This window comes from Pseudomonas nabeulensis (assembly GCF_004682045.1).
Classification (GTDB): domain Bacteria; phylum Pseudomonadota; class Gammaproteobacteria; order Pseudomonadales; family Pseudomonadaceae; genus Aquipseudomonas; species Aquipseudomonas nabeulensis.
In genome coordinates, this window is sequence record NZ_QUZT01000056.1 from 18,974 (window position 1) to 36,180 (window position 17,207).

General features: G+C 63.8%; 4 protein-coding genes. All 4 read right to left on the reverse strand.

The features are described 5' to 3' along the window. Window positions 1-30: 30 nt before the first annotated feature. On the reverse strand, window positions 31-12,594 hold the full coding sequence (locus DYL61_RS23835; protein ID WP_135310366.1) for a filamentous hemagglutinin family protein: 12,564 nt from the start codon (window positions 12,592-12,594) through the stop codon (window positions 31-33). A gap of 185 nt (window positions 12,595-12,779) precedes the next feature. Next, a complete protein-coding gene (locus DYL61_RS23840) occupies window positions 12,780-13,973 on the reverse strand; it encodes a substrate-binding domain-containing protein (RefSeq protein ID WP_135310367.1) in 1,194 nt (397 codons plus the stop codon). Between the two features lie 451 nt (window positions 13,974-14,424). Next, a complete protein-coding gene (gene gspF, locus DYL61_RS23845) occupies window positions 14,425-15,636 on the reverse strand; it encodes a type II secretion system inner membrane protein GspF (RefSeq protein ID WP_135310368.1) in 1,212 nt (403 codons plus the stop codon). Further along, on the reverse strand, window positions 15,636-17,054 hold the full coding sequence (gene gspE, locus DYL61_RS23850) for a type II secretion system ATPase GspE (RefSeq protein WP_135310369.1): 1,419 nt from the start codon (window positions 17,052-17,054) through the stop codon (window positions 15,636-15,638). Before gspE ends, gspF begins: the two co-directional genes overlap by 1 nt. Between the last annotated feature and the right edge of the window lie 153 nt (window positions 17,055-17,207).

The window sequence follows — 17,207 nt, forward strand, 5'->3', positions numbered from 1 at the left end:
AAGGTTACATCGAGAGGTCCATCAAAAACCCTACAGACTGATTTGCTTACGCTCCTCATCCGTCAACCGCGCCCGCGCCTGTTCGCTCAACGGCCCCGCGCCCAGCACTTGCACCGGGCTGTCGGGGTTATAGCTGGAACTCTTCTGCTCGGACTCACGCGGCACCGGCTCGGTGCCAAAACTCAACACCTCCACCGTGACAATCGACGGCCGACCCTGCCTGGCCGCCGCCTGCTGGTTGCGCGCCGCGTCCTCCGCCGCCTGGGACGCCGCCGCCCCTGCGGCACTGGCCGAACTCATCGCACCGGTATTGACCGTCGCCGTCACCGGCACCCCGGACGACTTGCCCTGGGTCTGGATATTCGCCGCGTTCACCACCCGCAGCGCCGCGATGTTGACGTTGCCCGACACCCGGATCCCCGCCTCGCCCGCATCGATGGTGCCCAACGGCGCGATCAGGTCGATATCCCCCGCCGGCACTTCCGGGATCGGATTGAGCGTGGCGATCCCCGCGCCGGTACTCGGCACCGACGGCGACAGGCTGACGTTGCCCCAGTTGTCATAGACGCGCTTGGGCGGCGTGTACACCACGGTGGTCTTGGAACCACGCCCGGCGTTGATGTCACCCTCGGCAGTCCAGCCCATGATCGAGCCACCGAAGGTGGTCATGATGCGGCTTTGACCCAGCAGGATGCTGCCCATGGAATACAGCTGGATATCACCGGCACCCTGGGTGATCACCCCCGCCGTGGACGGTGGCGCCGCGCCTTCGATGCCGAAGGTCTGGCTGCCGCCCGGCGTGAGCATCTGGATCGCGCCACCGAAGTTGGTGTGCACGCCCGAACTGCCGAACAGTGTGATATCGCCCTGGTAGGTGATCGGGTTGCCGGCCACGTCCTTGTCCGGGAACAGTGCCGCAATCGCGGCGCGCCCACGCAGGTAACTGCCCTGGCGCACACTGCCGTCGGTGTTGTACTCGCGGCCGGCGGCCTTGAGTTCGGCGAAGTACACGTCGCGGGCAAACACCCGTTGTTGCTCGGCGGGCAAGGCCTTGTAGTAGGTCAGTGCCTGCTCGCTGTCGCCAACGAAACCGAAGCGCTCGGCGAGCCAGGTGACCAACTCGTTTTCATAGGTCTTGGCGACTTTGGTGCCTTGGATCGACTCACCGGGTTGCGCCAGGTTCGCGGGGTTCAAGTAAGCCTCGACGAAGCGCAGGTAATCCGGACCGTTGGGACCAACACCGGCTTGCATGACGATGCTCGCGCCTGGACGGTTGTCGCCTGCCACGACCGCACCGAGGCTGGTGACACTCACCTCGCCACCGTTGATGACCGGCCGCCCGGACATCAGGATATTGCGACCCGCCGTTACCTCCAGCAAGCCTGGGCCTGCGACCTGGAAGTTGCTGTAGAGGATGTCGCGTCCGGCCGAGACGATGGAGATGTCGTTGGGGTTGTTGTGAATGAACAGGTTGCCGGTCTGTGACTCCGACGCCGTCCCTTTAGTGGTGTTGAACACGCTGCCGCTGCTGACAATGTCACGCCCGGCCATCATCCACACCGCGCCGTTGCCCTCGTACCACACCTGCCCCGCGTTGCGAGCGAACTGTCCCGTGTCGAAGGTGATGACGCGGCCGCTGCTGACACCCACCAGGTCGCCGTCCAACGCATAGAAGCGTGCCGGTGAATGAGGGGTATACGCCGCTGCCGAAGCCGTAGGGGTACCAAAGGTGAACAAGGAACGTGGGTCGGTAAGGACGCCTACTCCTCCCGTCACCAGGCCGCTGCTCGCGGACAGGTTATTGCCTCCGGCGACTAGCTGATTGGCAATCAGACCGACGAAAGCCGGCCGCCAAGGCGTCGCCATGATCCCGGGATCGGCCGCAGAAGGCGTGACAAACATACCGCCTGCGTAAATCGAGTCGTGGGCCAGGAATTGCAATTCGCCGTTGGCACCCGGAGCGAGCAACAGCGTCCCCGAGTAGGCACCATCGATCTGGGATGCCGATGCCGCCTTGCCATAGTAGAAATTACCCCCCGCCGCGGTCGCGCGAAGGATCGAGGGGTAGACAATCGCCAGGTCCGATGCTTTGCCGCTAACGTTCGGGGTCAGATTGCCACCCGCCGAAAACAGGTCGATTGCAGTGTGGTCGGTCCACAACGTAAACCAACTCTCCCCAACACCCTGCTCGGCCCCGCGTGAAAATGCGGACGTGTTCGCCACAGCGACTCGGCCCGGGTCGAGCACATCCTGCACCACCAGATCCCCTGCTGCCCCCAGGCTGAACGTGGCGTCACCCGGCGCCAGGGTAATCCCGCCAAACGGCAAGCCACGGGTGGCCTGCAACGGATCGAATGCGCGGGTCTCGCCAGGGCTGTGCTCTGGGGCGATGCTGCCGTAAGTCAGATTGATAGCCCCCACCGCGCCACCTTGCACTTGCGCATTGCCGCGCAGGTTGACCAGTACCCCATTGCGCAAATCCAACGCCTGTACGCCAACCGGATTGAGCGCGCCACCGACGCGCAACCGCAGGTCCCCCCCGCCGGTCAGCACCAGGCTGCCGTCGTTGGCCACCCGGCCGGTGCTCCCAACCGCCAATACCAGACCCTGGGTACGCGGGTTCAACGCGGAATCGAGCGCGCTGTTGGTCCGGCTGTCCAGCAGCCCGGCGTTGCCGCGCACGCTGACATCCAGATCACCGCCGCCGAGGGTGCCGAAGCCGGTGAAGCCGAGCATCTGATCAACCGACGTGGTGCTGACGTAAGTTCCGAAGTTGATCCACCAGGCCGTGGGTTGGGCCTGCCCGCCGGTGGCCACATCCGCGCTGCCTTGGCGCCACAGCCAATTGCCAACCTTGGCGGAGTCGTAACCCAGGTTCTTGGGATCAGGCCGCCCGGCGATGCCCGTGGCGATACCGATAATATTGCCCGTCAAATTGCCGCCGACGTTCAACGTGAGGTTACCCCCCGCGTCCGGATACCAGGCACGGTACAGGCTGTCAGCAGAACCGTTGACGAACTTCTCGAATTCACTGGCCGGGTCGGCCAGTACGGTTTTGGTACTGCCCAGGGTTCGCGGCTGGTTATAAGGGTCGCCCGCTTGGGTCGTCACGGAGGACGTGCCTGCGGTGTAGACCCCATACAGCGAGTCCATGCTCAGGTTGCCAGCACTCAAGAGTTCCAGGTCGCCGGTGCCGGTGCGTATCACACTTAAGCGGGTGCTGGACGGCGCGGCTTGCTTGCTGCTGGGCACGTAGCAATAGGTCGGCGAATTGGCGCAGAAATCTGCAATGCTCCCGACGCCCAGCTGGTCCAGCAGGCTTTGCTGGATCACATCGCCCTTGGCAACCGGGAAGCCCAACTCCGACAGTTCCTGGGCAGCGGACTCGGTCCATAGCTGGTTGACCTTGACCACACAATACGCACCGTAGGCGCTGCAGAAATTCTCAATGGTATCCATGCCGACCATATCGACGATGGCCTGGTCAATCGGATCACCCTCGACCACGGTGATGCCATTGAGCGCCAAATCTTCCACGGCGTACGCCGTCCAGGTCTGGGCGCCTTTGAGCGGGACGTCCTTGGTGAACATGCCGTAGTGACTGTCCGCCAGGCGCAGGTCGCCACTGCGCGGATGGGCTTGCAGGATACGGCTGTCCGCCGCCTCGGTATCGGCGCCCGCCACCAGGCGCAACGACCAGGACTGCGAACCCTCGGCCAGCATCGGCGCGATAGCCCACAACTTGCCCTGGCGCCCCGCCACTTCCGGGCGTAGCGCAATGGAATCAACCCCGTCGGGCAACTTGACGTTGGTCCCGGCAGGAATTAACGCGCCCCGTGGCAAGGCGCGGCTGCCGTCGAGCAACACCACGCTGGTCATCAACGTCCCTTGATGGACATTGGGCAGCGGTACGCCTTTGGGCCAGAGCATGCTGCGCAGTGTCGTGCCCTGGGTCAGCAGGGTGCCGGCCTCCAGCTGGGTGCCGGCTTGCAGGGTAGTGGCTTGGCCAAGCAAGGTGCCGGCGGCATAGAGCACATTGCCCGCCGCATCGCGCACCGCTGCCGCCAATACCGTACCGGCAGGCAGCGTCAACACCTGGTCCAACACGGCGGTCACCGGCAGTCGTGTACCCGCCGCCACCGTCAGGCCCTTGATCGGCAGGTCGTAGTTCAACGTGCTGCCCGCCGGGAAGGCCGTGCCGTCCGCGAGGGTCACGCCGTTACCCGGCACCACGATATCGCCGCCGCTGAAATCTTTACCGGGCAACAAGACCCAGCCCTTGTCATCCACGGTTTGCGGCGGCGGCGAGAAACCATCGTTGATGCTGCCGTAAATGCTCAGGTCGCCGCCGGCGCGCAGGGTCAGGCTGCCGGACTCGCCGGAACCGTACACCGAGGTTTTCTGGCTGTGGGGGTTGAGGCTGGCATAGCGGTAGCCGGACAGGTCGAGATCGCCCTGCACCACGAGGTCGCCGTCCGCTGTGTTACTGACGATTTCCACACCCGGACGCAGGTGGAACGCATCCGCATAGGTGCTGTTGTTAAGCCCGGCGAGTTTGTTGTTCAACAGGTCTGCATTGAGCAAGGCGCCGTTGATAAATGCAGTGCTCAACGCGTGTTTGCCATCCAGGTAGGCCTGGTCGATTTGCTGGTACGGCCGCCCACTGGCGGTCGGGTCGGTGACCACCGGGGCGTCGTCATAGGTGACCATGCCGTTGAGGGTAATCGAGCGCGCACCGTCGATGGCCAGGCGGCCACGGGCGTCGATATCGATGTCGTTGCTGCTGCCATCGGCGTTGACCAGCCGAGGCGCATTCAACTCCAGGGTGCCGCGATTGCGCCCGTCAAGGCTGGCTGAACCGTCGGTGCCGTGACGCAGGTCGATGCGCGCGCCGTCGGCGAGGGTCAAGCGACCCTCACCGGAGCCGAGCACCACCATGGCGCGGTTCGGCGAGTCGATGATCTTGCCGTAGCTGTCCACCCGCAGTTTGCTGCCGTGGGCATCCAGTACCGCGCTGCCGTCCAGGGTCAGGCCATGCTTGCCAGCCAGGGTGATACTGCCGACGCGCTCGCCGCTGGCGTCCACCAGGCCGGTGACGCGCAGGCTGCCATTGTCCACCGACACGCTAATCGTGCCGGCCTTGAGGCCGTTGCCGATGGTCAGGTCGCCCTGCTTGAGCTGGAAGCTGCGCGAGCCGAAAACCTGGCCCTCATTGAGGCGTTGGTTGAGGTCGGCGAATTGCTGGTCCAGGGAGCCGCTGCCGCCAAGGTACTGGGCCTGGATTTCCACGCCACCGGCCTCGTACGGCATCGACGTGCCGCCCGCGTCGTAATAACCACTGCTACTGGCGAGGATCTTGCCTTGCAGATCGACAATCCCACCGGCCGCGTCCACCGCCACTGCGCGCAGTTTGCCGGCCTGGTTGTAGCGGGCGGACAGGTCGATGGTCGAGCCTGCCGCCTGGTGGATATTGCCGTTACGGCTATCGAGCAACACATCGCCGCCCCAGCCGTATTTCGTCACGTCGTTGAAGGTGATTGCACGCCCGGCGACATCGATCAACGCCGTGTCGGTCAACAGCACATCACCGCGGGCACTCAGGCTGACCTTGCCGCTGGGCAGCACCACCGCGCTGGCCAGGCGAATGCTGTCCCCTTGCAACGACAGCTCGGCGCCCTGGCCATCTGCGGTGCCCCTTGGCCCGGCGGACGCCACCACATCAATGGCGCCGCCGGCGGTGATGCGGTTGACGGAACCGGCTTCACCGGTCATCAACGGCGTGAGGATATTCAGGTTGCCGCCACTGTACGCGAAGCCCTTGACCGGGTCGTAGGCGCCCTGCTGTTGATAGACCGACAGGCTGCCCTTGTGATTGGCGGTGATGCGCTCGCTGGCATTCAGATTGACGTTGGCAAAGCCCAACGCCAGGCGATCGAACGATTGAGTGGCGCTGGGCTGGGCAAACGCACCATAGCCAAACTCGATGCGCTCGGCGTTGATGTCCAGCCGCCCGCTGCCGGTGCCGGCGCCGCCATTCACCACAGCGCCTGCCGGGTTGGTCGCGCCTTGCCAGATCAGATTGGCGGTGTGAATGCTGGCCACATCGCCCGCGCCCCCGGCTCCGTAGATGGCCGGGGTAGAGATCATCAGGTTGCTCAGCAGCGATTTACCCGTCAGTGGGTCATAGGTGTCCAGCGAAGTGCTGCCATAGAAGTTGAAGCTATCGCGGGCGGACAGTTGCAGGGTTTCCAGGGCCGGTGCGCCGAATTCGGTATCGCCGCGCAGCAGGCGGTCGAGCAGTGCCTGGGTCAGGGTCAGGCCGGCCGGCACCTGGTTTGCCGCTGCCGCAGCAGCCAACGCGTCGGCGCTGCCCAGGTTGATCGCACTCACCCCCAGGTTGAGGTGACGTGTGCCGTAGCGCGTCTGCTCGCCCAGCGAGAAACTCGCATCGGTCATCGCCACGATGCTGCCTTCGGAGTAGAGGTTGGTTTGCCCGCTGCAGGGCGCAACGTTGCAGGTACCGATGCTGATGCCCTTACTGGTCTCGCCACCGATGCTCGGCGCCGCGATCACATTGAGCAGGCCATTGGACACTGCCAGCATGTTCGAGACCTTGTAGATAAAGCCGTCACGCGCATCGTAGCTGGCGTTGCCATGGCCGATGGTGTTGATGGACGCCCCTTGCTCTACGACGATCTCGCCGGTGGTGCTGACCAGGAACACTTCCGGCGCCGCCAGGGATGCGCCTTCACGCAGGATCACCGTGCTTCTGGCCTGGTTCAGGCCGGTCGCCAACGTAATGTAGTTGCCGGACTGGCCATACGTTACCGCCGTCATCCCACCCACCATCAGGCGCGATGCGCCCAGCGCATTGAGGCTGTCGGCCTTGAGGGTGATCCCGCCAAAACCCTGGGTTGCCGCTCGATCGGCCGCGACCACCTCAATACCGCCCCTGCCCATGTCGAGCACAGCGACGGTGCCGCCGTAACCACCCGGCGCCGCATTGAAACGCCCTATGCCCTCAAAGGTGAACGCATCTGCCCCGCCACCCGAACGCATGGCCAATTTCAACGTCTTGGCATCCAGCTCAAGCATCGCGCGCGGCACCCCGAGTTTCGCCGCATCCGCCCGGGCAAATTGCGCGTAGCTGGTTTCGTTGTATTGGGAATACCGACGCAAGGTGTCTGCCGAGGTCAGGATCAACTGGCTGGCCACGCTGTCGCGGATACCGGTATTGGCAATCGACAGATACCCGGCACTGGACCACGAGCCATTGCGCATCAATTGCGTGGCCCCACTGCCGACGCCGGCCAGACCATTGATCTCGACGCGGAAAGCGCCCGGCAGCAACGCATAGGTCGACGGCATCAGCGTATAGGTGCCTGCCGGCAACCCCGGTACGCCAGCGCCGATGGTGATTTGCTGGCCAATCAACGGCGCAACCGCACCGCCCTCACCGCCCGCAGGCGCGGCGACGGGCTGCACCCCCGGTACGATCGCGTAGACCGGGTTGGTGGACAGGCCCGGCAATACAAACCCGCCGTTGGCGCCAAATTGCACCAGCGGGTTCAAGCGTGCGTCCGTCGAACCCCCGCGCCCCGACACAAAGCCAGCCCCCAGCAGCTCACCGCCGCCGGAAAGATCCAGCGTGGCGTCCGGCAGCACAGCGACTGACTTGCCGCCCAAGATCACCCCAACCGCGAGTTCGCTGCCATTAGCATCCAACCCGCCTTGCCCAATGAACACCACTTGCTTGCCGTTGTACTTGTAGACCTGGCCATCCACCGTGCCGCCGTACGGCAGCACCAGGCCGTTGCCGCTCACCGAGGTCACGCTGCCCGGCATCAGTTGCACACGCTCGCTGCCCATGCTGCCGATATCGATCAGCCCAAGCGGCGCACGCACTACGCCGCCCTGGATCACGTTCGCGGCCCCCAGTTGCAGGCGCCCGAACACCGAATAGGGCAGCGCTGCATTGGCGGTGCCGACACGCCCAATGGTCAAGCTGCGCGCAGGATCAAACAGCAGGCCAAGGGAGATGGCGGGGTCTTCGCCCAAGTAGCCGGCGATGACCCGGGCACTGACTTCAGTGGCCGGGTACAACTGCGCCGCCCGCAAGGTCATATCGCCTTGGGTCAGTAACTGGGTGCTGACGCCGCTCATGATGTCGTTTTCGCTTGTGCCGGCGAGAAAACGCAAGTCGCCCTGGCTGGTCAGGTTGACCTGGTCAAACCCTCGGCGCTCCAGGTCCGTCAGGCTGTCGTTGGCCTGGCGCAGGCGGCTGCGGTTGCCGAATATCACATTGCCGCGCACCTCCACCAGGTTGCCCTCGGCGTTGAACTGCGCCTCGGTGGCCCGCTGCGATGGCGCCGGCACCACCGGCACTGGCCGTACATAAAGGTCTTTGCCGGTCTCTTCGGGGGCCAGAATGCCCGCCAGCAGCAGATGAGGCGCCCGAAGGTTGATCCGGGAGTTGGACGCGGCGTTTTCGCTCAAGCCGTAGCCGCGACTGTACAGGCGCAGGCTCTGGCCCATGTTCACATTCACGTCGCCGTCAAAGCTCAACAGGCCATTGCTCAACAGCGCCAGGTTATCGAAACCGCCCGCACTCACCTGATCCACACCCAACCGGCCATGCCCGTATTCCAGGCCGCCGGCGGCGTCTGTGGCGTTGTCGGGCAGCGCCGTGGCCTGATGCACTTGGCCCAACATCAGCTCACGCAGTTTGAGTACACGATCGGTCACGCCGGTTTTCTGGTAGTACGGGCTTTCCAACGCCACATTGAGACTGCCGCCCGCCGCACCGGCACCACCCGCCTTGGCCACAAAGCTGCCGTCCAGGTACAGGCCATTGTTGGACGCCAGGGTGATACTGCCGCCATTGCTCGCGACCTGCACCGCGCCTTGGCCCGGTATGTTCAGCAAGGCCTGGGTGCCGGAGGCGTCCAGGCGCGCGCCCTCACGCACCACCACAAACAGGTCACTGGCCTTGGCGATGCCAGTGTTCAGGTCGAAGGTGCCGCCGATGTTGATGCTGCCACCGTTGCGCACCGTGCCGAAGCTGCGACCACGGCTGTCCACCGCCGTGGCGGCCCGCGCTGCAACATCGATCACCGCGTGCTCGCCGAGCCAGATCGAGCGGCCATGCCCGATGGCGTTCACCGGCTCGGACGCGGCCACGGTCAAGCCACTCAGGCTGACATTGCCGCCCCAGGCGTTCAATGTGCCGTCCAGGGTCAACTGGCCAACGCTACGCAGGTTGATGCCCTGGCCTGGGTCGACGTTGATCACCGCGCCCTGGCCCACGGTCAACGCAGTGGTCGCCAACTGCGCAGCCGTGCTTTCCACAGTGCCGGCCGTCAGGCTCAGGCTTGCACCCCGGCGCTGGGTCACGACACCCTTCGCGAAGTCTTCCAGATACAGCGGCGTATCCCAGCGCTCCAGTGCCGTGGCAGGATCGCTGCCGGTGGGCAGGGTCAATGCCTGATCGCTCAGGCGGTAGCCCGGCACCGTGACGTCAACCTGCGTGCCGTCGGTGACAAGCAGGCCTTCATTACCGGTGATGTCATAGGCCGAAAAGCCCTTGTTGAAGAAATCACCCGCCAGCTTCAAGGTGTCGGCGGCCGGCACATCGGCGCTGTCGCCGATCTGCACCCGATGCGCCTGCAACGCCAACGTGCCGCCGCCGCTCACGCCGTAGCCACGAATTTCACCGTCTAGCCCCAGCGCGCCCAGGGCACCCAAGGTCACGCTGCCGCCCTTGCCACCGCTGAGTTTGCCATCCACGCCCAATGTGGCGCCGGAAGACGCATCCACCACACTGCCCGCTGCCAACTGCACGGTGCCGGTGCTGCGCAGGGAAACCGTACCGCCATTCACATACGCCACGCCATCGCCGCCGGCGGGGTTCAATGCCAGGTTGTTCCAACGGCCCGTCGTGTCCAGCTTCACCCCCGCCGCCACATCGACCCGCCCGCTACCGGCCAGGATCACATCCCCCACGACATTGTTTGAGTTGAGGTTAACTTGCTTGAGGATGTTGCCCGCATTGAGGCTGCCGCCATGGGCAGTCAGGTTGGCATTGACGCTGACCTGAGGCCCAAACAGCGTGATATCGCCGCCGTCGGCAACCTGCAACGCACCGTTGACGGTGATCTGCTGCTTGGCGCCAACCTTGATCGCACCCAACTCAAAGCCGTTGAGCTGTTCACTGTCGAGCACCACGTTGCCTTGGCGATCCGCCGGCAACGCCGTGGTGAGGTCCAGGCCCTCGGCGATCTTCTGTGTATTGGCGTCGATCAGCACCTGGTCAGTGCTTGCCCCCAGCGCGTAACGCAAGGTGCCGGTGGTTTTGTTGTAGATCGGAATGTACTGGCCAATGATCAACTGCGCGCGCTGGGCCTTGGCTTTTTGCGATTGCTGGTAACCGTCGAGGTTGATATTCGGTGCCTGGGTCTGGCGCTCCCCCTGGAACACATCGCTGATCACCTGGCCTTCGAGTACGGCGCTGGAGGTGCTGACCACCAGCTTGCCTGCGTCGCGACCCACGGTGTAGCCGGCCTCGTAGCGACGTTGCGGGGCGATCAGTGGGTTGTAGTAGTACTCGGTCTGGCCCCAGCGGGCACTGTTGTCTTCAAAGCCTTTGTAAAAGCCGGAATACAGAATGTCGCCCGGCGCCTTGGACAGCTCATACAAGCGCCCATCCGCGCCCTTGAGCCAGGTCTGCTGGATGTAACCGGCCTGCACATCCACGGTGCCGCCGGACAGGTTGATCTGGGCGCCCTGCTGGGTCACCACATCCTTGCCGGTAAAGGTCACGGTGCCGCCCTGGGCCATCCACTCGCCCACCGAATGCCCCTGGGTGCCGAGGTAACCGCCCACTTCCAGCAGGCCGCCTGCGGTGTACCAGCGGTCGGTGGCATAGCCATTGGTGCCCGCCGGCACAAACACCAGTTCGCGCAAATCCACCCACACGTCGTTGTTGATCAGTTGCCCACCGTCACGGTTGACCGGCGCATCGCGCTGCTCGTTACCCTGCACGTTGATCTTGATGTTGTTGGCTTCCATCGCCACCTTGACGCCGACCGCGCCCGACACATCGATCATCGCCCCATCCCGCACCAGACTGCGCTGGCCAGCACTGACCGCCACTTGGCCGCCGGTGGCCAGGGTGATCGAGCCCTTCTGGAAGTCCACGGTGCCGCCGCTGACGATCTCGATGCGTGATTGGTCGGTACGGTCGGCCACGGCGCTGAGGTTGTTGAACTGGCCGGTGATCAGGTTGGCGGCCAGGCCGTCGAACTTGGTCAGGCCGGCGCCTTGTTGGCTGTCGAGGGCGGTGCTGCCGCTGGCGTCGAGCAGGATTGCGGTGGTGCTGCCCTCGCCCAGGGTCACACTGCCGGTGCTGTCACTGGCGGCGTTGAGCAAATGAATAGTGCCGCGAGTATCGACCGACGTGCTGGCCAGGGCCACGCCGTTTTGCTGCACCTGGTGACCGGTCAGGGTGATGTCGCCGGTCGAGGCCATGATCAGGCCGCTGTTGGTGACTTTGCCCGCCGTGCTGCCGGCCTTGAGGCTGGTGGCGACCTCGTTGCCACGGGTGGTGGAACGTTCATTACCGGCGGTGCCGACGCCTTTGCGGATGTAAAAGCTATCGCCCGCCGCCAGGGTGGTCTGGCCTTTGGCGGTCATGATGGTGCCGGCGTTTTCCACTTCGGAACCGAGCAACAAGGCATAGCCGCCCGAGTCGGTGGAGGTGGCCGGAGCATGGGTCTGGATTACCGCGCCGCGCTGCACCTCGACCTTGCCGGCCGCGTCGGTGAAAGTCGGCTGGGCGCCGTTGGTGTCCACGTAAAGGCCGCGCTGGGTGAACTGGTCATCGGTAATGGTCGCTGCTGCGGCCACCAGGTTGCGCACGTTGACCTGGCTGGAGCCGCTGAACACCACGCCGTTGCGGTTCATGATCATCACCGTGCCGGCGCCGTTGATCTGACCCTGGATCTCGCTGGGGCGCGCATTCGGGTCGTTGACGCGGTTGAGCACGGCCCAGTTGGATTGCTGCTGGAAATCCACGGTGGTGTTGCGCCCGACGTTGAAGGTCTCCCAGTTGAGGATCGCCTTGTCGGCGGTCTGCTCGATGGTCACCGTGGTCTTTCCGCCGGACTGGGTCTGGGTGGGGTTCTTGGCGTTGGTCCAGCCCTGGGTCAGGCTGTTGTCGACCTGCAAGCCGCCCTTGCCGAGCCCGTCGGGAATCGTCGACACCTGGCCGAACGCGGTTTGCCGACCGGCTGCCTGCGCTGCCTGCTGGGCAGCAATCGCTGCCACGGTGGTGTTCAAGGTGCTGATGGAGCGCGCCAGTTGCTGCTTGACCTGGGCCTGCTGGTTCAACGAAGGGATCCCCGGCACCTGCCCCGCATTCACCCGTGCCGCCGTCGCGGCCTGGGATGCGCCCTTATCGGCAAACCAGCCGGCACTGAACGCCGTCGCGGCCTGGGCATTGCCCGCCACCATCAACAAGGCAATGGCGTGGGCCAGGGGCTTGAGGCGCAACACTGTCTGGGCTTTGCGGTTAACCGTGGGTTTGCAGCGGACCATCTGGAAGCTTCCTTCTTTGTTATTGCGCAGGAGGGCAAGACACGCTCACGTATGAGGGTTAGGCCGTTGGCGAGGGGGACGACTGAACTTTTGTCATGCAAAGTTCACATACCGCTGGTAATGCAAAAAAATCAGCAACGGCACAGGCCGTTGCTGATCGGTGTTGCGGGTCGTTGAAGCGTGGGTTACAGCGGACGACCGATGGTGTTGCAGACGTCTGGGTTACCGATGCTCAACGGGCTGGAGGCGGTCAGGAAGTTATCGTTGATCGCGGTTTTCCAGGTGTTAGGCAGGGTCACGAAACGGTTGTTACGGATAGCGGTGTCGTTGCTGCTGAAGGCGCTGAGGTTGTAGTGACGGGTGAAGAACGTACGCACTTGAGCGGTCTGGTCAGCGTTGGCGTAGCACTGGCTGAAGATCAGGTTGGTGAAGCCCAGGATCGGGTAGCCGCTGGTTGGGTAAGCCACAACGCTTGGGTCGGTGTCGCTGGCCGTCGCGGCGAACGTTGGTACCCAGGCGTTCTGGTTGGTGACGTTGAGAGCCGAGGGCACCTGTACAGCGGCGATGGCCACCGAAACGTTGGCCGGCGCCGGAGAGACACCCGCGACTTTGGCAACTTTGGTGGCGTCATCCAGACCAGCCAACGTGGTTGCCGCGTAGTCCGGGCTCATGTAGGTCACACGGCCTTCGGCAGCGTTCAACGCGGTCATCACGCCTTGGCTGGTAACAGCAGGTACAGCGCCCACCGGCAGGGTGCCGGCGCTGACGCCTTGCACGAAACCGTAGCTGTCCTTGAAGGTGGTGGTCACTGCGAACTTCTTGGCTTCAGTGCACTTGGCGTTCAGGAAACGGGTAAACAACTCGGTGGTGCCGCTGGACTCGTCACGGTAAACCACAGTGATTGTGCCGGTGCGGCCGGAACCGGTGATTTCGCTCCAGTCAGTCAAGCGGCCAGAGAACACACCGCACAGTTGATTAACGCTCAGGTCAACTGCGTTGGCGCCAGCCTTGTTGAACGGAATGGCAACAGAGGTAGCCACCGAAGGCACCTGGATCAACTTGCCCCAACCGGCTTGTTTATTCGCCGCGTACGCGTCCAGTTCGGCTTGAGTCAGCTTGGAGTCGCTGCCGGCCCAGTGCACGTTCTTGTTGGTCACGCCAGCCACGAACTTGGTGTAGTCGTTGTTCAGGAACGCAGCCTTGCCGTTACCGCTGCCGACGCCGATGTAGGGGGCGAAGCCGGCAGTGAGTACGCCAGCGGTCTGGTACAGCGGTTGTGGCAGAGTTGCGCCGCCGCCGTTTACGTCTGCGAATGCAGCCTGTGCCGAGCACAGTGCAGCGAGGGTCATGGATACCGCGAGAACGTTGCGCTTAAACATGAAGAATCTCCTTTCGTCGTGTTTGTACGTTTGGGGTAGATGGCTCTTGCATGACGCCATGGCTTCGGTCCCAAGCCCTGATGCGGGGGTGGCCAGGGGTGAAAACCATGGAGAGAAATTCGCAGCTTCCGATGACGGTTGTAGGAAAAAACCTCGGGAGGAAACGCTTGATTTTTAAAAAGATTCTCGGGTGTTTTGGTCACGGTTTTGAGCGGTTTCGGCGCAGGTGACAGCGAGGTTTCAACGGACGTGGCTGGAGGCCACGCAGGGGATCAAATATGACGAAATGAGGAACCCGAGGATGGCCGGGAGCACAGGGATATCACTGGAAAATGTAAGTCCAATGTGGGAGGGGGCTTGCCCCCGATGACAGTGTGTCAGTCAAAACATCTGTGACTGACCCACCGCTATCGGGAGCAAGCCCCCTCCCACAATTTGACCGCAGATAGGCTCAGGTAACGAGCTGATTGATCTCAATGATCGGCAACAACACCGCCATGACAATCACCAATACCACCGCGCCCATCACCACAATCATCAGCGGCTCCAGCAACGCCGTCATGCCCATGGCCCGCCGCTCGATATCACGGGACAGCGTCTGCGCTGCCCGCTCGAGCATCGGCGGCAGCGAGCCGGTCTTTTCGCCGCTGGCGATCAGGTGGATCAACACCGGTGGGAACACTTTCTCCACCGCCAGCGCCGGCGCCAGGTTGACGCCTTCACGCACTTTGGCCGTGGCGTCGCTGACGCACTGATCGAGGCGGTCGTTAGACAGGGTTTGCCGCGCCGCTTCCAGGGCACGCAGCAGCGGCACACCCGCACCGCCGAGAATTGCCAATGTCGAGGCAAACCGCGCCGTGTTCAGGCCCAGCACAAAGCGCCCAATCAGCGGCAGGCGCAACACCCGGCTATGCCAATTCAGGCGGGCCACGGGATTGCGCAAATACAACCGCCAGCTCCAGAAACCACCGACGATCCCGGCAAAACACAACCAGCCCCAAGCGCGAATAAAGTCGCTGGCATTGAGCATCGCCAGGGTCAGCCCCGGCAAATCCTGGCGCGCCTGGGAAAACGCGCTGACCACTTGGGGCACTACGTAACTGAGCAAGAAAATCACAATGCCGATGGACACCAGCCCCACTACGCCGGGGTAGATAAACGCCGTGAGGATCTTGCCGCGCAGGTTGTTGCGTTCCTCGATGTAATCGGCGAGGCGCTCCATTACCTGGGCCAGGTCGCCGGACTCCTCCCCCGCCGCGATCAATGCGCGGTAGATCGACGGAAAATCCCGAGGCCGTGCGGCCAACGCATCCGCCAGGCGCATGCCGCCACGCACATCGGCGCGCACCGCGCTCAAGGTCTGGGCGATGTGTTTTTTCTCGGCCTGCTCCACCGTGGCACTCAGCGCGGCCTCCAATGGCAGGCTCGCCCCCAGCAGGCTTGCCAACTGGCGTGTGGCCCAGGCCAGGTCGTTGTCCGACAGCTTGGCGCTGAACAGGCTACTGCCGCTGGCGGTGTGCTGATTGCCTTCAAGTTGCACCAGCAACGCGGTCAAGCCCCGGCTGCGCAACGAGGCAAACGCCGCGCTTTGACTGTCAGCCTCCACATGCCCGGCCTCGACCTTGCCGCTGGCATCGGCGGCTTCATAGCGATAACGATTCATCAGGCGTCCCGTGTCACACGCAGGATTTCTTCGGGGGCGGTAGCGCCACTGCGCACCCAGCGCTCGCCGTCTTCACGCATGCTCAACATCCCGGCGCGACGGGCGGCCAGGCGCAGGTCCTGCTCATTGGCGCCCTGGTGGATCAGGCTGCGCACATCGTCATCGACACAGAACAACTCATGGATACCGGTACGCCCGCTGTAGCCGACCTGGTTGCACTGCGCGCAGCCCACCGGCCGCCAAGTGCCGGGGGCGGCCGGGTCTTCCTGCTTGCAATGGGGACACAGGCGGCGCACCAGGCGCTGCGCCAAAACCCCAAGCAGTGACGATGCCAACAAAAACGGTTCGACCCCCATATCGATCAGCCGGTTAACCGCCGACACCGCATCGTTGGTGTGCAAAGTCGCCAACACCAGGTGACCGGTGAGTGAAGCCTGCACGGCGATTTGTGCGGTTTCCAGGTCGCGGATTTCACCGATCATGATGATGTCCGGGTCTTGGCGCAGGATGGCCCTTAGTGCCAGGCCGAAGGTCATGTCGATCTTGGCGTTGACCTGGATCTGGCTGATGCCCGGCAAGTCGTATTCCACCGGGTCTTCCACGGTGAGGATATTGCTGGTGCTCGCGTCCAGGCGCGCCAGGGCGGCGTAGAGGCTGGTGGTCTTGCCACTGCCGGTGGGCCCGGTGACCAGCACGATGCCGTGGGGCTGGCGGATCAACGTGTCGAGGCGCGCCAGCAACTGGGGCTCCATGCCCAGGGTTTCCAGTTGCAGGCGCCCCGCTTGTTTGTCCAACAGCCGCATCACCACGCGCTCGCCATGCCCGGTGGGCACCGTCGACACCCGGATATCAATCGGCCGCCCGGCCACCCGCAGGGCAATGCGACCGTCCTGGGGCAAGCGTTTTTCAGCGATGTCGAGCTGGGCCATGATCTTGATCCGCGACACCAACGCGCCGTGCAACGCCTTGCGGGGCGACACCACATCGCGCAGGGTGCCGTCGACGCGGTAGCGCACCACGGAGTGGGTTTCGTAGGGCTCGATGTGGATGTCACTGGCCTCGTCGCGAGCCGCCTGGGTGAGCAAGGCGTTGATCATACGGATCACCGGCGCGCCGTCCTGGGTGTCCAGCAGGTCGGTGACTTCGGGCATGTCTTGCATCAGCCGGTCGAGGTCGACCTCGTTTTCCGCGGCGCCGACTACGGCGGCGGCGCTGCCGGTGTCGGCGTAAGCAGCGGTGAGCAGGCCGTCGAGTTCGTCGTCGCGAACTTGCTCGATGGGGGACTGGCCAAACTGGCGCTGGACCTCACTGATAGACCAACCGGGAGTTGAAGGGCAAACGGTGAGCAGCAGGCCATCGGTGCCGGGGCGCAGCAGGATGCGCTGGGACTTGGCCCAGGCGTAGGGCAGCAAACTCATACACCGCCCTCCTGGCAGAATGCAGGACAAATGTGGGAGGGGGCTTGCCCCCGATGGGGGTGGGTCAGCCAATAAATCTGTATCTGACCCACCGCCATCGGGGGCAAGTCGAATCGTCGCACCGCCCCTCCCACATTTAAACCTCTGTGAATC